The organism is Dellaglioa sp. CoH-57-MRSF-22 (genome assembly GCF_056781895.1).
Map to the genome: position 1 here is coordinate 201,632 of NZ_JBXAXT010000001.1, position 20,602 is coordinate 222,233.

The 20,602-nt window shown below is 35.6% G+C and carries 18 protein-coding genes; 3 read left to right on the plus strand and 15 right to left on the minus strand.

Annotated features, from left to right (window positions below; translation table 11 throughout):
• Positions 1-166 precede the first annotated feature (166 nt).
• Positions 167-535 (plus strand): DUF1304 domain-containing protein, encoded by a 369-nt coding sequence (locus AC1RPR_RS00915; RefSeq protein WP_409021750.1) that lies wholly within the window; start codon positions 167-169, stop codon positions 533-535.
• A 48-nt stretch (positions 536-583) separates the two neighbouring features.
• Here AC1RPR_RS00915 and dhaM read toward each other — a convergent pair whose 3' ends face one another.
• The 13 genes from dhaM to glpK all read right to left on the minus strand — a co-directional run bounded on the left by dhaM (position 584) and on the right by glpK (position 16,105).
• A complete protein-coding gene (dhaM, locus tag AC1RPR_RS00920; RefSeq protein WP_481760995.1) occupies positions 584-952 on the minus strand; it encodes a dihydroxyacetone kinase phosphoryl donor subunit DhaM in 369 nt (122 codons plus the stop codon).
• Positions 949-1,533, minus strand: a complete 585-nt coding sequence (gene dhaL, locus AC1RPR_RS00925; protein WP_481760996.1) for a dihydroxyacetone kinase subunit DhaL — start codon at positions 1,531-1,533, stop codon at positions 949-951. Before dhaL ends, dhaM begins: the two co-directional genes overlap by 4 nt.
• Positions 1,534-1,547: 14 nt before the next feature.
• Positions 1,548-2,543, minus strand: a complete 996-nt coding sequence (dhaK, locus tag AC1RPR_RS00930; RefSeq protein ID WP_481760997.1) for a dihydroxyacetone kinase subunit DhaK — start codon at positions 2,541-2,543, stop codon at positions 1,548-1,550.
• Between the two features lie 180 nt (positions 2,544-2,723).
• The gene (gene fba, locus AC1RPR_RS00935; protein WP_481760998.1) at positions 2,724-3,587 is read right to left on the minus strand and encodes a class II fructose-1,6-bisphosphate aldolase; all 864 of its coding nucleotides are present in this window, start codon (positions 3,585-3,587) and stop codon (positions 2,724-2,726) included.
• Between the two features lie 162 nt (positions 3,588-3,749).
• Positions 3,750-5,483 (minus strand): adenine deaminase, encoded by a 1,734-nt coding sequence (gene ade / locus AC1RPR_RS00940; RefSeq protein ID WP_481761144.1) that lies wholly within the window; start codon positions 5,481-5,483, stop codon positions 3,750-3,752.
• A gap of 9 nt (positions 5,484-5,492) precedes the next feature.
• On the minus strand, positions 5,493-7,280 hold the full coding sequence (locus tag AC1RPR_RS00945; RefSeq protein ID WP_481760999.1) for an adenine deaminase C-terminal domain-containing protein: 1,788 nt from the start codon (positions 7,278-7,280) through the stop codon (positions 5,493-5,495).
• A 28-nt stretch (positions 7,281-7,308) separates the two neighbouring features.
• The gene (locus AC1RPR_RS00950) at positions 7,309-8,643 is read right to left on the minus strand and encodes an NCS2 family permease (protein ID WP_481761000.1); all 1,335 of its coding nucleotides are present in this window, start codon (positions 8,641-8,643) and stop codon (positions 7,309-7,311) included.
• Between the two features lie 210 nt (positions 8,644-8,853).
• Positions 8,854-9,954 carry a lactate oxidase gene (locus tag AC1RPR_RS00955; protein WP_481761001.1) on the minus strand — a complete coding sequence of 367 codons (1,101 nt, stop codon included), beginning with the start codon at positions 9,952-9,954 and terminating at the stop codon, positions 8,854-8,856.
• A gap of 300 nt (positions 9,955-10,254) precedes the next feature.
• Positions 10,255-11,193: a dihydroorotate oxidase gene (locus AC1RPR_RS00960; protein ID WP_481761002.1), complete on the minus strand. Its 939-nt coding sequence runs from the start codon at positions 11,191-11,193 to the stop codon at positions 10,255-10,257.
• A gap of 103 nt (positions 11,194-11,296) precedes the next feature.
• Complete coding sequence (locus AC1RPR_RS00965) at positions 11,297-11,824, minus strand: GNAT family N-acetyltransferase (RefSeq protein ID WP_409021765.1); 528 nt, start codon at positions 11,822-11,824, stop codon at positions 11,297-11,299.
• 185 nt (positions 11,825-12,009) lie between these two features.
• Complete coding sequence (locus AC1RPR_RS00970) at positions 12,010-12,729, minus strand: MIP/aquaporin family protein (RefSeq protein ID WP_409022824.1); 720 nt, start codon at positions 12,727-12,729, stop codon at positions 12,010-12,012.
• 24 nt (positions 12,730-12,753) lie between these two features.
• Positions 12,754-14,574 carry a type 1 glycerol-3-phosphate oxidase gene (gene glpO / locus AC1RPR_RS00975; protein WP_481761003.1) on the minus strand — a complete coding sequence of 607 codons (1,821 nt, stop codon included), beginning with the start codon at positions 14,572-14,574 and terminating at the stop codon, positions 12,754-12,756.
• 13 nt (positions 14,575-14,587) lie between these two features.
• Positions 14,588-16,105, minus strand: a complete 1,518-nt coding sequence (gene glpK / locus AC1RPR_RS00980) for a glycerol kinase GlpK (RefSeq protein WP_481761004.1) — start codon at positions 16,103-16,105, stop codon at positions 14,588-14,590.
• Between the two features lie 213 nt (positions 16,106-16,318).
• Here glpK and AC1RPR_RS00985 point away from each other — a divergent pair, with 213 nt between their 5' ends.
• Positions 16,319-17,272 (plus strand): NADP-dependent oxidoreductase, encoded by a 954-nt coding sequence (locus AC1RPR_RS00985; protein WP_481761005.1) that lies wholly within the window; start codon positions 16,319-16,321, stop codon positions 17,270-17,272.
• Positions 17,273-17,292: 20 nt separating this feature from the next.
• On the plus strand, positions 17,293-18,237 hold the full coding sequence (locus AC1RPR_RS00990) for a Dyp-type peroxidase (protein WP_481761006.1): 945 nt from the start codon (positions 17,293-17,295) through the stop codon (positions 18,235-18,237).
• A gap of 190 nt (positions 18,238-18,427) precedes the next feature.
• Here the strand turns inward: AC1RPR_RS00990 and araA are convergent, their stop codons facing one another.
• Positions 18,428-19,855, minus strand: a complete 1,428-nt coding sequence (araA, locus tag AC1RPR_RS00995; protein ID WP_481761007.1) for an L-arabinose isomerase — start codon at positions 19,853-19,855, stop codon at positions 18,428-18,430.
• 43 nt (positions 19,856-19,898) lie between these two features.
• Entirely contained in the window at positions 19,899-20,600 is a 702-nt protein-coding gene (locus tag AC1RPR_RS01000; RefSeq protein WP_409021771.1) for an L-ribulose-5-phosphate 4-epimerase, read from the minus strand.
• Between the last annotated feature and the right edge of the window lie 2 nt (positions 20,601-20,602).

The following is a 20,602-nucleotide window of genomic DNA, read 5'->3' on the forward strand; positions in this document are numbered from 1 at the left end:
CTCCTTAATAACTTTAATAAAATATAATGTTACACAAAATAACTCACTGTCATAAGTCTTTTTTTTGAATATTAAAGCATTCTCATTGTAAGCGATTAAATCGATTGATTGTGCTACCAATTACATTACGTTATACTATATCCATAACGATTAAGGGGAGATTTCTATGTTAATTGCACTTATATTATCTTGGATTGTTGCACTTGAACACTTATTTATTATGATTCTTGAACTATTTTTCTCAACTAGTTCAATCGCTCAAAAAGCCTTTGAATTAAGACCAGAATTTTTAAATCAGAAAGAATCAAAAGTATTAATGGCTAATCAAGGGCTATACAATGGTTTTATTAGTATCGGTCTAATGATTGTACTTTTCATTCTAACTGGTGCTGCGCTTAAATCAATGTTGTTGCTTTTTACAGGATTTGTTTTTATTGCTGCTGTTTTTGGTAGTTTAACATCTGCAAAAAAAATAATTTTAGTACAAGGATTACCTGCATTACTGGCCTTTATCGCAATTACTTTAGCTTTATAGACTAACTAAAATAACGTTAATCATTAAGATTAACGTTATTTTTTTACGCTATTTAATTTTTAACGCTTCAAGTTGAACCTCAATATCAGCTAATTTAACATCAGCCTCTAAAAGAGATGCAGCAGTATAAGCACTTTCGATTAAAGCTGTATCGTACAGATGAACTTTTTTATCTGTGAATTCCATGACCATATTTAAATTCATCTTAGCACTTCCTAAATCATAAAAAGCTAACAACTCATCGGCACTATTTTCGTCAAAAGCTGCTTGGATTTTATCAAATGATGTACCAACTCCGTTATCATCAGTCCCACCAGCTGTTGTGATTGAGACACTTGCTGCAACTTGATCTAATAGTCGCTTGATACCTTCTGCAATTTCAGGAACATGCGATACAATTACAACCCCATATGTCATACTAGCACCCCCGTTTCCAGTAATGCCTCAAATAAATAGCCACTCGACATAGCTCCTGGATCAACATGACCGACAGAACGTTCTCCGAGATATGATGCACGTCCCTTTGTTGCAACAAGCTCTTTGGTTGCTTCAACATCTGCTTGTATTTTTTCAACTGTTATTTGCTTCATTTTAATATCCCCTAAAACTGGATTCCAAACATCAATCATGGTTTTAGCTCCAACATCTGAATCACCGCGTCTTTTAATACCATCTAGTCCCGCAGCTATTAATTTAGCTGGATCATTTGTTTCTTTACTTAATTTAGACATTTCAATAAAAGCCGTTCCATAAAGTGGCCCAGAAGCACCACCAACAGATTTAATAAAGGCCATTGCGACACTTTTAAATAAGTCTGATAAGGATTCAAATTTTTGATTTTTTAATAAATCTTGAATTGTTTCGGCACCACGAGCCATATTATTTCCGTGGTCTCCATCACCAATTGGTGTATCTAGCTCACTCAAATAAGCTTTATTTTCACTTATTTTCTCTGAAAAAATCTGGAACCATTCTGTTGTATTTTCAATTGTTAGCATTTTATTATCTCCTCTTACCAAGCGATTGTATCTACCGTATAATTTAAATAAGAAAGCCATTTATCATCTTCAATTTTAAATAATGTCAAAGAAATTCCAGCCATATCTAATGATGTCATATAATTACCGACCTTTGTAAATGCGACATCGACTTTTTTATTATTTAATTGATCAAGCGTATCGTTCATAAAAATATATTGTTCCATTAACGGTGTTGCTCCTAATCCGTTAACTAAAACGGCATATTTATCATCAGATTTCATATCAAATGCAACTTTTAGTTTACTTAGTAACTCTTCAACCAATTCCTTAGAAGGTTTTAATTTTTCACGACGATATCCGGGTTCACCATGAATTCCTACGCCATATTCAACTTCATCATCTGCAAGTTCAAATCCTGGTTTACCAACTTCTGGGACGGTCGCACCACTCAATGCAATCGCAATTGTTTTAATATTTGGCATCACTTTTTTAGCAAGTTCATCTATTTCATCTAATGTAGCTCCTTGATCTGCAGCAGCACCCAATATTTTATGCATGAACACTGTTCCCGCAACACCACGTTTTCCTTGTGTATATAGACTATCTTCAACTGCAATATCATCATCTACAACAATTGATTTCACTTTAATTTCATCTATTTCAGCAAATTCTTTGGCCATATCAAAATTCATGACATCGCCGGAGTAATTTTTCACAATACAGAAAACACCTTTACCGTGATTAGCAGCTTTGATTGCTTCATAAATTTGGTCTGGCGTGGGTGAAGTAAAAACTTGTCCAGCAACTGCACCTGACAACATACCGGGACCTACAAAACCAGCATGGGCAGGTTCATGTCCACTTCCACCACCACTAATGAGTCCAACTTTATCTTCCATCGATGCCACATCACTTCTAACCATAGCTTCCGTACTATCAATTTTACGTAGGTATTGTGGATAAGCCTTAACTAACCCATTAACCATTTCACTTACAATATTTTTTGGATCATTAATTATTTTTTTCATAGTATCCCCTTTTCTGTCTGTTTTAGGTACTTCTCCATTATATTGCAAACGTTTACAAATAACCAATTAAACTAGCTTTTATTAATAATTCCATGACCATTCAATTCTCAAGACACAAAAAAAGAGTTTCCAAAATCATAACGATTTTGAAAACTCTTTTTGAAAGAACTAAATAATAAATTATTTAGCTGCGCTTGTACCGAACCATTCAATACGATCTTCAACAAGATCAGTGATTGCTTTTGTACCTGGTGCAAATAATTTACGAGGGTCATAACCTTTACCTTGTTGGTCTTTACCTTCTTCAATATATTTACGAGTAGCAGCAGCGAATACTAATTGACATTCAGTATTAACGTTGATTTTTGAAACACCCATTTTAATAGCTTTTTGGATTTGGTCTTTAGGAATACCTGAACCACCATGTAATACAAGTGGTTGTTCGATTACAGCAGCTAATTCAGCTAAGCGATCGAAGTTTAAACCAGTCCAGTTAGCTGGGTATTGGCCATGAATATTACCAATTCCACAAGCTAAGTAGTCGATTCCTGTTGCAGCAAGTTCTTTAGCTTCGTTAACGTCAGCTAATTCACCAGCTCCGACAATTCCATCTTCTTCTCCACCAATTGAACCAACTTCTGCTTCAACTGAGATACCTTTAGCATGTGCTAAAGCAACGATTTCTTTTGTTTTTTCTAAGTTTTCTGCAAATGGTAAATCATGACCATCAAACATAACTGAGTTGTAACCAACTTCGATACATTCTTTAGCAGCTTCAAAATCACCATGATCTAAATGCATAACAACGGGAACAGTGATACCCATTGATTTAATAGTGTCTTGAACAAGGTGTAAAGCTAATTCATATCCACCCATATATTTTGCAGCACCCATTGATGTTTGGATTAAAACTGGAACACCTTTTTCTTGGGCTGCAGCAAGAATACCGCGAGTCCATTCTAAGTTGTTTGTGTTAAAAGCACCAACAGCGTAATGACCTTCACGAGCAGCGTTAAACATACTTGTACCATTTACTAATGACATTTGAAGTCCTCCTAGATAAATTACAATACGTCTGTATTGCATTTTTTAATACAGGTACATTTTAGCACATTTAATCATCAGATAAAACTTTCATTTTTTAAATAAAACTAATTATCAATAATTTTAATATAAAGGCAACCGTTCATCATTGATTTAACAGACTTACACACTAACATCTTCAAATTTAAATTCATTGATATTAATTAAACCCATATCAGTTATTTTCAATTCCGGTATCACCGCTAACGACATAAAGCTTAATGTCATCACAGGATCCACCGTATCATTAATGCCGAGCTCTCTATAAGCAACTTTATTAAATAGTTCAAGCTGTTCTGATATCCATTCTCCAGATTGGTCACTCATCAATCCGCCAATTGGCAATGGAATTGATATTAAAACTTTGTTATCTTTTGTCAGGACCATCCCACCTTGAATATCTTTCAAAGTCTCAATTGCCAACGCCATATCTTGATCATTAGTTCCTGTTGTAATTAAATTATGTGAATCATGTGCAATAGAAATAGCAATTGCCCCATGTTTAATACCGTAATCTTTCAAGACACCCGTGAAAATATTTCCCGTTTCATGGTGCCGTTCAATAACTGAAATTTTAGAAACTGGAATACTTGAATCGTAGATAAAATTACCTAGTTCATCACGACTAACATTAATTTCTCTATCTATTGTAATTGCTTCGTTAGGAATTACTTCAATTGCATGAACTCTATTACTTGTTAGAGGCAGAACTAATTTTTCTTGACTAAAGTTAGCTAAATGGACTGACGATTGGACACTATCAATTGTATAGCTTTTAGTTTCTAGTAAATATTTTCCCTCTTCAGCAACTTTTTCACCAGCAATATAGACACTTGAAATTAGCATATCCGTTAAATCACTAATAATTGTTAAGTCTGCTCTAAGTCCAGGTGCAATAGCACCTCTATCTTTAAGCTCACAACACTCAGCGGTATTAAGTGTCGCCATTTGAATGGCAACTAAAGGATCTATACCTTCTTCGATACAAATTTTCAAACTATTATCTAAATGACCCTTTTCAATAATTGTTTTCGCTTGGACATCATCTCCACATAGAATGGCCCTTCTAGAATTAGTGGTTGTGACACCTTTTAATAGTGTTCTTAAATTATGCGTGACAGATCCTTCACGTAGGAAGACGTACATACCACGGCTTAATCGATTTTGCATTTCTTCAAGGGTTGAGCATTCATGATCATTTTGAATTCCTGCGGCAATATAGGCATTTAAATCTTTGTCATAAACTTGAGGACTATGCCCATCAATTCGTTTATTTAAATTTTTTGCGACCAGTAATTTATCTAAAATATCACTCTCAGCATTAATCACACCAGGGAAATCCATAAATTCAGCTAAGCCACTTGTCTCATTATTCGTGAGTGGTTTAATCATGTCTTTGGCCGAAATAACCGCTCCAGAATTTTCCATTTTTGTTGCTGGAACGCATGAAGGCAGCATGTATTGGATATTAAGGGCTGTTTCTTTAGCTGCATTAATCATATAGTCGAGTCCAACTAGGCCCGCTACATTCACAATTTCATGTGGATCTGCCATGACCGTTGTTGTCCCATGCGGCGTTATTAAACGGCCAAACTCTTCTGGTCCAACGTAGGCAGATTCTATATGAATATGTGGATCAATAAATCCTGGTGAAATATATTGACCATGAACATCAACCGTCTTATCCCCATCATATTGGCCACCGATTCCAGCAATAAGGCCATCAACAATTGCGACATCCCCAGTCATTACCTGTGCATTATAAACATCAATAATTTTGCCATTAGTTAAGACTAAATCAGCAGGAATTCGGCCAGCAGCAACATCAATTAACTTCTTTAAATTTTCTTTTTCCATCATAACTCCTTATCCTTTAAGAGATGATATCTTAATAATTGGATCAACTATTTCTAAAGCGACACAATCTACCATGCCTAAATCAGTAATTGCCAAATCTGGAATTGCCGTAATTGGTAAAAATGACATATAAAATATTGGATCAGGTAAATCACTACCCATTAAATTTGACCCTTTTCTTAGCGCAATTTCGCCAGTTTCAATTTCACTTGGTAATAAGTCGCTCATGATACCACCCACAGGTAATGCTAAAAATGAAATAATTTTTCCATCAATAACAACAATTTGACCACCGCCTGCTTTAATTAATTCATTTGTAGCAATCGACATATCATTTGCATTGACACCCATAACGACAATATTATTATCATCAGGTGCAGAAGATGATGCCATTGCCCCTTTTTTCAAGCCCCATCCAGATGTAAATCCAAGTGCCTGATTTCCATTTTTACCAAATCGTTCTAATACAGAAACTAAAGCGACATCTTTTTCTGGACTAGGTTGTACGATATTATTTTCTATCGTTAATTCAACATCTTTTCTTTTTCGAACAAAAGCACCCTGACTATTAATTGTTTGGACAGTTGCCATTCCTACTTTTTCATTAACTTTATATTCAAAATCTTTTTCAGAGGTTAACTCATGCTTCAACTGGCCTTTAAATAAATTACTTCTGATTGGTGCAATCAACATTTCACTTATTTTTTTATTTTTGGCAACAACTTTGCCCCGACTAATAACCATTTCTACATTAAATGAACTTGGCTGATCAACAATCAATATGTCAGCAAGTCTTCCTGGCGATACAGACCCAACTTGATCATCAATTCGATAAGCTTCAGCACTATTTATTGTTGCCATTTGAATTGCTGTAATTGGTTCTACACCTGCTTGAATAGCTAATTTAACAAGGTTATCAAGATGTCCTTTTTGTAAAATATCAGATGCAGTTACATCATCTGTACAGAAACTAACATGTCGTGCAATTGCTGGATTAACTTCAGTAACTGCTCGAATATTTTCTGCCAAGAAATGTGTAACGGATGATTCCCTGATTAAAATATTCATCCCATTCCGTGCTTTTTCAACAAGCTCCTCATGACTATAACTTTCATGATCTAAGCGAACACCACTTGCTAAATACTCATTCAATTTCAATCCGGTTGCCATTGGTGCACAACCGAAAATGGGTTGGTGATTATTTTGTGCGTGAACCAACGTTTTTAACGTATCTTCATCTTGTGTTTCAACAGCTTCTCTAACCGTTTCCCAGATACCGTAACATTCTGTCCATTTTTGAATTGTTTCTTGAACATCTGAATCGATGTTAAAAGCAATTGTTGATTTTGGAATTGTATATGGTGTCTTATATGGTGCACCCCAAAATAAATTAAGCGGTAATTTTTCTACCTCTTTAAAAACTTCTTGAACACCTTCTAGTCCGGCAACTGATATTGTTTCATCTAAACCAGAAATAATACTCGTTGTTCCAAAAGGTACAACAGCATTAGCAAAACTTGTCATACTCATTTTGCTACATTCAACGTGAATATGTCCGTCAATTAATCCTGGCGTTATATACTTTCCAGTTGCATCTATATGTTCCGTATCATTGCCGATATAAGCTTCAATATTACCTATCGCAACAATTTTCTCTTTATAGATAGCTACATTTGCTTGATAAATCTCACTTGTCATAACATTAACTAACTTGCCATTTTCGATTACTAAATCTGCAGGAATTTTTGCTGCACCTGCAGAAATATAGTCTTTTAACTGTGCTAACGTCTGTGTCATTTAGTTATCCACCCATCAATTTTATATGTTATTGAAGAATATTTAATACGTAAAGTAAGAATAGGAATACAAAGAACAAGATATACATTACAGGCCCGATTTCTTTTCTACGACCTGCTGCCATCATTGTAATTGGGTATAATACGAAACCAAAGGCAATACCATACGAGATGTTGTAAGTTAAAGGCATTCCGACAACCATTAAAAATGCTGGTACTGCTACTTCAAATCGACCCCAATCAATACCCTTTAATGATTGTGCCATTAAAATACCAACAACGATTAAAACGGGCGCCGTCACTTGTGATGTCACAACTGTCAGAAGTGGTGAAAAGAATAAACTTAGAACGAACATAAACCCGACAACTAATGATGTCAGTCCAGTTCTTCCCCCAACTGCAATTCCAGCTGATGATTCAACATAAGCAGCAGTTGGTGTTGTTCCCAGAACAGATCCGGCTAACATTGAAGCAGAATCAGATAATAACGCGCGACCAACTCGTGGCATTTTATTATTTTTCATAAATCCTGCTTGAGTAGCTAACCCGATTAAAGTTCCCGCCGTATCGAAAAAGGCTACCATCAAGAATATTAAAACAACAGACCAAAGTTGAAGTGAGTTAATTTTATGTAAATTTTCAACCCCTACTCCAAATGTTGGTGCCAAACTTGGAACAGAAGAAATAATATGTGTTGGTAATTTGATAAGTCCCATAACTAACCCTAAAATAGTTGTCGCAACCATTCCAATAAAGATTGAGCCAGGAATTTTTTTAGCCATTAAGATAACAATCACAACGAGTCCAAAAATTGTCAGCCATGTAGTTGGCACCGTTAGTGAACCAATCGCGACCAATGTTGATTGGTTTCCAATGATAAGTCCACCTTCTTGTAATCCAACAAAAGCGATAAACAACCCAATACCTGCGGCCATTGCTAATTTTAAGTCATGTGGAATTGCATCTATCACAATTTCACGAATTTTAAAGAACGTAATAAGCATAAAGATAATTGAGGCAACCACAACACCGGCCATTGCCGTTTGCCATGGAATACCCATTCCAATAACAACTGAATAAGTAAAGAATGCATTGTCACCTAATCCTGGAGCAATTGCGATAGGATAATTAGCTAAGAATGCCATCAAGAAACAACCGAACGCGGCAGATATTGCTGTTGCTGTAAACACAGCTCCTTTGTCCATACCCGCAGCGCCCAAAACTTGAGGATTAACGAATAATATATAAGCCATAGATACGAAAGTTGTTAATCCAGCCATTGATTCACGTTTAACCGTTGAACCTGACTCATTAATATGAAATAACCGATCAAAAATACCTGATTTTCCCTCTGTATTATTCATGCAATATAATCTCCCTATGTTGTGATTTTTTATATTATGTACAGTATATTACGCGAATTAAATAAAAAATCAATACAAAATACGCACTTTTGTAGATTTATTAACATTTAAAGTTCGTGTTTTGACTATTTTCAAAAATAAAAAAACTGTTAAAAAGGTTTTAACAACCAATCTAACAGTTTTTAAGTGCTAACTAACTTTTATATTTTTTTAATTTCCGTAAGGATTATCGATTAATTTAGTACGTTTAACTTCATCAATATTATGCGTTCCAGTTAATTGCATTGTTAATTCTAATTCATGTTGGAAGTAATTAAAGACATTTTGAACACCTTTATGACCACCAAGTGCCAAGCCATAAACAACTGGGCGACCGATTGCAACTAAGTCTGCACCACTTGCTAAGGCTTTATAAACATGAGCTCCACGTCTTACACCACTATCAAAGACAACAGGCACACGCTTATCAACAGTTTCTGCTACTTCTTGAAGTGCATCAAATGCAGCGATTCCGCCATCAATTTGACGACCACCATGATTTGAAACCCAGACGCCACCAGCACCTGAATTAATTGCAACACTTGCATCTTCTCCACCTTGGATTCCTTTAACAAAGACAGGTAAACCTGAATATTCTGCTAAGAATTCAACATCTTTTGGACTTAAGCGTTGCTTTGCTGAACCATAAACAGCATCCATTGTTTGACCAACACCACTTTGATAAGCTTGAACAATTGGCATTGCTAGTGGGAAAGTGAATCCATTACGTTTATCTGTTTCACGATTACCACCAACAGTTGCATCAGCAGTTAAAACAATTGCTTTAACCCCATTAGCTTTTGCTTCATCCATAATATTACGATTAATACCATCGTCTTTACTCATATAGAATTGGAACCATTGTGGTTGACCATTAGCTTGACTTGATATTTCTTTAAATGATTTCGTTGCAAATGAACTTGCTGTGTAGATTGAACCATAATCTGAAACACCCTTAGCGCTATCAATTTCACCTTTAACATGAGCTAATGCATGTGCAGCAACTGGTGCCATAATAATAGGCGATGTGATTTCATCTCCGAAAATAGTTGTTTTTGTATCGGGATGATCAATTTCTTGTAACACTCTAGGTCTAATTAGTTTATGATTAAATGCCTTTATATTTTCTTCTAAAGTATACAAATCTCCAGCTCCACTAGAGATATAACCAAATCCACCCTTTGGAATAATCTTTTCTGCATCTTTTTCTAAATCAAAAGCATTAATAACGGTAATATCTTTTTCTAAATCGCTTGTAATGTAATCTGTCATATTAAACTCCCCTTTTATGTTGCACCCAACTTATCTTGTCTAAATAATAGCACTGAATAAAGCATTGTGCAAGCGTTTGCACACATAACTACTAATATTTTTTTATCTATAAATATTAACTACTACTAACACTATTCTATTAATTAAAAATGAGATAATTCACCATTTAATTAGGTAAATTATCTCATTCCATTTAAAGCTAAATATCGTTACGTCTATAGTCCATTAGTCCATGACTAATTTCAGCTGTTTGCCCATATACCTTCGTATAAAGTTGGTATAATTTTCCCTATCTCATCCCTATAAATAATTCAATTTTCCTCTAAAATCTTCAATACTTTGGTACCCTTTTTCTGCCATAATTTCTTCTAGCTCAGTTGTTAGTCGTTCAAAAACAGCGGGTCCTTCAACCATCAACGCTGTTCCAACTTGCACCATACTTGCTCCACATAGAATATGTTCAAAAACATCTTTACCAGTTTGAATGCCACCAGTTCCGATTACTTGAATATTCTTATTTAATCGTTGATAGAACGCATGTACATTAGCTAAAGCAGTCGGCTTAACATATTCGCCGCCAATACCACCAAAACCTTGCTTGGGTTTAATAACGACCGTTTCTGTATCATCATTAATATATAGTCCATTCCCAATACTATTGATACTATTGACATAAGACAATGGATATTTATTTAAAATAGCAGCCATTTGATCAAAATGAATAATATCAAAGTACGGTGGTAATTTAACTCCTAACGGTTTGTGATAACTATTAAAAACAGCTTTTAATATCGCATCAACTGTTTCAAAGTCATAACCCGTTTGGGGCTTTCCTGGTACATTAGGACAAGATAAATTTAATTCAACAATTCCTGCAAAATCTGAATCTGTTACTTTTTGAAGTAACTCGAGATCTTCCGCTAGATTAAAACCCGTAATTGATAAAAAGTATGTTTTACCAGGATGGTTTATCTGATTTTGAGAGACAAAATCTAAATAGTAATCAACGCCATTATTTGGTAAGCCCATTGAATTAATACTACCGAATTCTGTTTCAAAATAACGAGGTTCTGGATTACCCTTACGTGGTTGAAGCGTGCCACTCTTCGTTACAAAAGTTGCCGCCTTAGAACTTTCGACGGCAAGTAATTCGTCGCTATCCATACAATAAACACCCGATGCATTCATCATACAATTATCAAAATTTGAACCCGCTAAAGTCGTTGCTGTTGAAATCAAAAAAATCCCTCCTTCATATTGATACTAGTATACCTTATCAAAATTCAAATTGTTACTTTTTTCACAAAAAAAGACAGCGATATCATTCGCTGTCTTAAACGTTTTATTTTAAAATAATTTGGTAAGCATATCGTGCTGAGTTAACGCCATCTTCCATATGAATGATACCTTTATAATCAAATCCATTTGAGGTAATGACATGTTGCATCCCTTTATTTTCAGGATGTGTATCAACGCGAACATCTTTGTAACCCAATGATCTCGCAATTGTTAATAAGCCTGAAATCATTTTTTCTGATAAACGTTGACCTCTAAATTTTGAAGAAACAGCAACTCGATGAATAGCCGAATAACGTGCTTGTGGGCCATTAATCCATTCGCCATCTTCAATGTTAAGATACATAGGATCTATTCCTAGCCAAAGTGCAGCAGTTCCTGCGATTTCATCTCCAACCATTAAGACATAAGTCAATTGATCTTTAATATCTTGTTCTAAATGGTTCGCCGCCGGGTAAGCACCTTGCCATTGGTCAATTCCCTGTTCTTTAAGGTAAGCTTTTGCTTCCTCAATAATTCCTGTAATTGCTGGTAAGTCTTCTGGCGTTGCCAGTCTTAAGTAAGATACAGTCACTGTTACACATCCTTTATTATGCTTAATCTATTCGTATAAATACGATTGAAAAATTATTATATCGCATAATTTATCAATATACAATAAAAATACCCTTTAAAATTTACTATAAAAAACCTCTATTATTGAATTAAAATTCAATAATAGAGGTTTAACTTAATAATAAATTATTTCAGACATTTAACCTATGCTACAGCTAAGAATAACCCTGCGGCAATCACTGCGCCAGCAAATGGTCCGAAAATTGGTACCCAACTATATGACCAATCTGATCCACCTTTGTTCGCAATTGGTAAAATAGCATGTGCAATACGAGGACCTAAATCACGGGCCGGATTAATTGCATAACCAGTTGTCCCACCAAGTGAAAGACCAATACCAACAATTAAGATACCAACAACGACTGGTGTTAAACCATCTGTAAAGTTACCTTTTGTGAATGCTAGCAAACTAAAGATTAAGACAAATGTCCCAATTAATTCACTTAAAAAGTTATATAGATTACTTTTTATTGCAGGAGCAGTTGCGAATGATCCAAATATTGCATCAGAATCTTTCGTCTCTTTCCAATGTGGCATGTATTGAACCCATACCAGAAAAGCACCAACGATACCACCAGCAACCTGGACAACCATATATGGTAATACAGAAGACCAAGCAATCTTACCAACAATTGCCATTGCCAAAGTTACAGCTGGATTCAAATGTCCTGGTCCCATAAAGGCTGACGCATAGACACCCAAGGTTACGGCAATTCCCCAACCTAATGTGATTGCAATCCAACCAGCACCTTCAGCTTTTGACTTACGTAACGAAACACCAGCAACAACCCCATTACCTAATAATACTAAAATCATTGTGCCTAAAAATTCACCCAAAAGTTGCGTCATAAGACTTGTTGTCATCACACTCACCCCTATTTTTGATGGTTATTTTAAGTAATTCATATCTGATTCTGCAATTGTTGCATCTAAATCTGCAGTTTGTTTTGCTTTTTCTTCTTTAGTCCAGCTATAGTAACTTGCCATTTCGTTAATTACGCCAACTTTAACAGCATCTAATGTATCGCGATGGAAAAGAATATGGTTAGTACGACGCATTAAGTAATCAGTTGGTGTTAACGTCATTTCTTCTTCCATTGAATAGTGAAGACTAGCTGTTTCACCTAAAGAAAGTCCTTCTGCTGCTTTAACGTGAGTCATTTGACTAAATACACGTGCTGCATTTGAACCAAATAAGTTAGCAAATACTGTAGCTTCTTCTTCAGTCAACCCATTGTCCATTCCTTGTTTTGCGAAGAAACTAATTGTTGCTTCAACGTTGTTAGGATCAATATCACCACCTGAAACAGGTAAGTTTTTAGAATCAATCGCATTGAATTCTTGACTATAATTATCTTTCAATAATTTTGTAATTGCAGCCATGGCACCGGCAGCCATCTTACGGTAATCTGTAATTTTACCACCAGCTAATGTTAATAAGCCATCTTTTGAAATAGTCAATGAACTTCCACGTGAAACTTGTGATGCACTTGTCTTATCTTCAGAAAGTGTACTTTCCAAATCATTCAAGACATCTTCAACATCTGTTTTAGTTACTTCATCTTTTTCAAAACGTTCAATAACGTTAATAACATCATTGAAACTCTTCTCACTAATTTTACCTGAGTTTCCACCATTGTAATCTGAACTTCCGTTTGATGAAATCAATGGACGTAATCCAGCCCAACTTGATTCAATATCACTAATTTTGACATTAGCTGTTGGGAAACGTTCGTTAATAATATCAAGTAAGTAATCAGCATCTTCTTGTTCAACACGAGGATGTTCAAAATCACCATGGAAATCAGTATCTGTTGTTCCAAAATATGTTTTATCTTCTCTTGGCACAACGAAGATCATACGACCATCTTGTTTTCCAGAATCAAAGTATGTTGGTTGTGGTACATTTAATTTTTTAGAATCAACAACTAAATGAACACCTTTTGTTGGGCGCATTTGTGGTACAAAATCTTCATCAGTATCCATTTTACGGATAAAATCAGACCATGGACCCGTTGTATTAATAACATATTTAGCATGAATATCAAATTCTTCGCCACTAATTAAATCTAATACATGAACACCAGTAATTTTACCGTCAGCATGCAATAAGTCTAAAGCCTTGATACGACTAACCATCAAGCCGCCATCTTCATGTGCTTTTTTGATATTTTCAATAACTAAACGTGAATCATTATTCTTAAAATCAAGGTAGACACCGCCACCCATTAATTTATCAGATTTTAATTGTGGTTCGCGTTGTAAAACTTCTGCTTTAGAAATTGTGTAGTTAACCCATTGAGGATCAACAACACCTGCCAATTGATCATATAAATTCATTGCAACTTTTACTGAGAACATATCAAAAGTTGCGCCGGGTTCATCATAAATAGGCAATAACATTGATTGTGGACGTGGAATATGTGGTGCAATATGTTGAACCACTGCACGTTCTTGAACAGTATCAGAAACAACTCCGACGTCGAATGTCTTCAAGTAACGAATACCACCATGAACTAATTTTGTTGAACGCGATGATGTTCCTTCAGCGAAATCTTGCATTTCAATTAATCCGTTATTTAAACCCATAGCACTTGCTTGAATAGCAACGCCGGCACCGGTGATACCACCACCAATTGTTAATAAATCCAATTCTTCATTCTTTAATCGTTCGATATCTTGTTTTCTTGATGTTGCTGAAAATGACATAGTTGTATCCCCCTTATTTATTGTTTTTCTTCATTGGTTTATGTTTAAATACTCGAGTTGCTTCAACCGCTTGTTGCCAACCTGCGTATAGATCTTCGCTTTCTTCCACAGGCATTGTTGGTTTAAAAATATCCCCTTCAGTATACTCAGCTTTGAGTTCTTCTAGGTCTTTCCAATAACCAACGGCTAATCCAGCTAAGAAGGCTGCTCCTAAAGCAGTTGTCTCAAGGTCATGAGCACGTTCGATAGGTGTATTTAAAATATCTGCTTGGAAATTCATCAGATAATCATTCTTAGCTGCACCACCATCAACTTTTAGTAACGGAATTTTAATTCCCGTATCTAGTTCCATTGTTTTCACAACATCTCTAGTTTGGTAAGCCAATGATTGTAACGTTGCTTTAATGAAATCTTCACGTGTTGTTCCACGAGTAATTCCAAAGACTGAACCTCGTGCATCAGGATCCCAATAAGGTGCTCCCAATCCTGTAAAGGCAGGTACAACATAAACTTCATTATCATTCGTCGATTCTTTAGCTGCTTGTTCTGTGTCTGGTGCATGTTCCACCAAGCGCATCCCGTCTCTTAACCATTGAATTGCTGAACCAGCAACGAAGATACTACCTTCCAAAGCGTAATAAACTTTACCATTAATCCCATAACCAATTGTCGTTAATAAATTATTTTTAGATAATTTAGGTTCTGTCCCTGTATTCATGACAATAAATGAACCTGTTCCATAAGTATTCTTAACCATTCCTGGTTCAAATGCCATTTGACCAAACAAAGCAGCTTGTTGATCTCCAGCCATTCCTGAAATTGGCACTTCACTACCATAAAAATGATAATCTTTCGTATGTCCGTAAACTTCAGAATTTGATTTAACTTCTGGTAACATAACTGCTGGAATATTCATAATTTTTAGAATTTCTTCATCCCACTTCAAATCATGAATGTTAAATAACATTGTCCGACTAGCATTAGAATAATCAGTTACATGTGTTTCGTCACCTGATAATTTCCATGTTAACCAAGTATCAATAGTTCCAAAAAGTAATTCGCCTTTTTCGGCTCTTTCTTGGGCGCCATCAACATGATCTAAAATCCAACGAATTTTAGTTGCTGAGAAGTAGGCATCTATCAGTAATCCTGTCTTTTCATGAATTAATTCATCATAGCCATCTTGTTTTAATTGTTCCGCAATTTCTGCCGTTTGACGTGATTGCCAAACAATTGCGTTGTAGATGGGTAATCCCGTTTTCTTATCCCAGATAACAGTTGTTTCACGTTGGTTGGTAATCCCAACTCCTGCTATTTGCTTAGGTTTAATCCCGGAATCGATAAATGTATTTGCGATTGTCGATAATACTGCGTTCCATATCTCATTTGCATTGTGCTCAACCCAGCCAGGTTGAGGAAAATATTGTGGAAATTCGCGTTGTGCATCAGAAACTTTCTGACCTTTGTGATTAAATATAATTGCTCTTGTACTTGTCGTTCCTTCATCAATAGATAAAATATATTTTTCCAAATAACTCACATTCTTTCTTTTTAATTATTTATGAAAACGCTATCATTTACCAATATGGATATTATACATCTTCAAAAATACGTTGTCAATTAGATTGCGCAAAATACATTGTTACAAAATTTGTTATTCTCCCTCGTTTTGTAAACCTTTTCTTAAAATTATGGTATATTGGGACTAGTACCAATATGATTTTAATCTAGGGAGGTTATACTTATGAAAGCATTTGGCTTTAACCAATATGGTGACGCAACCGTATTTGAGGAATTAAAAGTTAATCCAGAAGTAGCGCTTAAATCAAAACAGGTTAGGGTTTCAATCGAAGCGATTGGCATTAACCCATTTGATGCAATTTTACGTGCCGGTTATATGAAAGACGTTATGCCTTTACCATTTCCAATTGTACCTGGAGGTGACGTAACGGGTATTATTACTGAAATTGGCGATGAAGTTACTCATTTTAATATCGGTGATGCTGTTGTTGTTCATAAGGCTTTCGGTGGCTACGCAGAAGAACTTGTCGTCTTTACATCACATATTGCTAAGCGACCTGATAATATGACGATTGCTGAAGCTGCTGGGCTACCAACACCTGGTATAGCGGCATACAATATTTTGAACTTTTTTGCAAAAGCAAGGGCTGGTGAAACCATCTTTATTGAAGGCGCTTCTGGAAGTGTCGGATCGATTTTAGTGCAACTTGCTAAATTGATGGAATTAACTGTTCTCGCTAGTGGTTCAAGCACCAACGAACCCTATGTTCGTCGACTAGGTGCAGATCATTATAGCGCCTACGATAAAGAAAATCCCGCCGAAACTTTTAAAGATATGGCTGACATTGTTGTTGATGCAACTCCTGGCGGTCTTGGCAGTGAGGTAGGCGTCAAAGCATTGAAGACAAACGGCAGAATGGTATCGTTAGTTAGCGTTCCAACCGACTCTGTTCAAGCATCAAAGCCACTCGCAGATTACTACCTTGTTGAGAATGTTAAAGAGTTAAAAGATAGTGACACGCTAACTTTCTTAACAGATTTAATGATGCAAGATGAATTAGAAATTAAAATAGCAAAAAAATATCACTTTAATTTAACCGATATTATTGAAACCCATAAACAATTAAATTCACCACATAATGCAGGTAAAATGGTTATAATCGTTAAAGGAAATTAAAAGTCTAAGGAGCATTTATTATGTCAGTAAACGAAAAGTTAACACAAGATGTTTATAAAGATTTAGGTGAAGCTGTTAATTTCACCATTCTAAACTTAAATCACAAAGATCAAAAAGTTGAATTAGAAGCAGTTCAAGAGCTATCTGACCGTATTCCGGCCATCATCCGTAGTATGAACGTTCGTTATCCAAAAGCTAACTTAAAAGTTGCCTTTGGTTTTGGCTCTGATGCTTGGGATTATCTTTTCCCTGATGCTATCAAACCTGTTGAACTTACCCATTTTAAAGAAATTGTTGGGCCTAAATACACTGCCATTTCAACTCCTGGCGATTTATTCTTTCATGTTCGCGCTGGTGAAAGTGCTGTTGTCTATGAAGTTATGGCGCAATTTATGCTTTTCATTAAGGATGTCACAACTGTAGAAGATGAAACACACGGCTTCCGTTATTTTGAAGGCCGCGCCGTTATTGGTTTCATTGATGGTACTGAAAACCCAGATGTTAATGAAGCACTCGATTACGCCGTTATTGGGGGCGAAGATCCTGATTTTACAAACGGTTCTTATGCTTTTGCTCAAAAGTATATCCATAATATGGCCGCTTGGAATGCCTTAAAGACTGAAGACCAAGAAAAAGCAATTGGTCGGAAGAAAGATTCTGATTTAGAATTAACTGACGAAGAAAAATTACCAAATTCTCATAACGTTGCTTCACAAGATATGAAAGATGGCATTGAGCATAAAATTGTCCGTATGAACGTTCCCTTCTCAGAACCTGGGAAAGACATTACAGGGACATACTTCATTGGTTACGCACGTCATTTTGCAGTAACTAATCGAATGCTCATTAATATGTTCGAAAGTAAAAGTGATCGATTATTAGATTTCAGTACCGCTGAAACCGGTAATTTATTCTTTATCCCTTCAAAAACAACTTTAGAACAAATTGTGGATGGAAATCTATAACACGAAAGTCTGAGATTATTTTTTCAGATGCAGATAAAATTCTCAATTATTATCATTAGAAATCTAAATCGGTGCTTACGAATCTTTATTTTCGTAAGCACCGATTTTATTTGATATAAATCATATTTGATTACTCTTCTTACACAAAAAAAGGATATCGCTTTAACAGCGATATCCTTTAAAATATTAATTATTTTTTAATTTCAACATATTCAAGATCAAACATCTTAGCAAGATCAACAACTTGTTGTTCCTTCACGTTCATTGAAAGAACAGTATGATGACCACCACCATTTTCAATCCATGAATGAACGCCTTCTTTAAAACTTGGTTCTGGAATCCATAATTGACGAGCTACTGGCAAGTTAGGAGCTTCAACTTCTGGTTTTTGACCTTCAACAGAGTTAATTAATAATTTGTATTCAGTACCAAAGTCAGACATTGAAACAACGACACCTTTACCATTTGAACCATCAAAGATCAAACGAGCTGGATCTTCGCGGTCACCAATACCTAATGGATGTACTTCCACGCGTGGTTTTGTTGAAGCTAATGTAGGATCAACTTCTAACATATGTGAACCAAGAGTTACTTCATGACCCGCACGTAAATCATACGTGTAATCTTCCATAAATCCAGTAGCTTTATTATGTGCAAGAACCTTCATCAAACGGTCGATTGCAGCAGTCTTCCAGTCACCTTCACCAGCGAAACCATAACCTTCAGCGTTTAAACGTTGAACAGCCATACCTGGTAATTGTTTCATGCCCCAAAGATCTTCGAAGTTAGATGTGAATGCATTGTAGCCACCACGTTCCATAAATTTACGTAAAGCAATTTCAATTCTAATTTGTTCTTTAACATGGTCTTCGTAGAAGGCAGGATCGTTGTCGCCAACAACCATATCGTACATACTTTCACATTCTTTATATGTTGCATTAATTTCAGCGTCAGTTACTTCTTTCATTTCAGCAACTAAATCACCAATACCAAAGTAATCTACAGTCCAACCAAATTTGATTTGTGCTTCAACTTTATCACCATCTGTAACGGCAACATTACGCATGTTATCGCCAAAACGAGCAACTTTAATGTTGAAACTTTCACCGTAAGCAACAGCAACATCCATCCAGTCAGCAATTTGTGATTGAACTGCTTCATCTTTCCAGTAACCAACAACAACTTTATTATGTTTTTGAAGACGAGCATTGATAAAGCCGTATTCACGGTCTCCATGAGCACTTTGGTTTGTGTTCATGTAATCCATATCAATTGTTGACCAAGGAATATTTTCACCAAATTGTGTTGCTAAATGTAGCAATGGTTTTTGTAATAATTTTGTTCCACGAATCCAGTTTTTAGCAGGTGAGAAAGTATGCATCCAAGTAATCACACCAGCAACTTTGTCTTCAAAGTTAGCTTCTTTCATGATGTTAGTAATAACTTCAGCAGTTGTTGCAACTTCTTTAAAGACAATTTTGTATGGTAGTGAACCACTAGCATTTAAATTATCAATAATTTTTTCTGCATCACCTTGAACAACGTCTAAAACATCTTGACCGTATAAACCTTGACTACCGACAACGAACCAAAATTCTTTTTCACTAACTTTTAACATAATATAATTCCTCCTAATAGTTTATTATTTTTAAAAACGTGTTTTAGTGTTTAATTTGACCATAATATGCATTTTTACCATGTTTTCTTAGGAAATGCTTATCCAATAAGTATTGTGGCATGTCAATTGCATGTGGATTCAATTGCAATGTATGATAAGTCATCTTTGCAACTTCTTCTAAGACAACAGCATTATGCACAGCATCTAAAGCAGATGTACCCCATGTAAATGGACCATGATCATTAACCAAAACAGCTGGAATTTGATCAGGATCGAGTCCACGTTTTTTGAACGTTTCGACAATCACGTCACCTGTTTGTTTTTCATATTCTGTGACAACTTCAGCTTCATTCATGATACGGCTTGCTGGAACTGAGCCATAAAAGGTATCTGCATGTGTTGTACCGGCTGCTGGAATATCCAAGCCTGCTTGTGCGAATGAAACAGCCCAAGGTGAGTGAGTATGAACGACACCTTTAATATTAGGGAAGTTATTGTATAGAATGCGATGCGTTTCTGTATCGCTTGAGGGATTCATATCACCCTCAATTTTCTTACCGTCTAAATCAACAACAACCATATCTTCAGGTTTTAAATCATCGTAATCAACACCAGATGGTTTGATGACGAATAACCCTTTTTCACGATCGATTCCACTCACGTTACCCCATGTAAAGGTAATTAAGTTGTACTTAGGTAACAGCATGTTAGCATCGTACACTTCTTGTTTTAGCTTTTCTAACATAT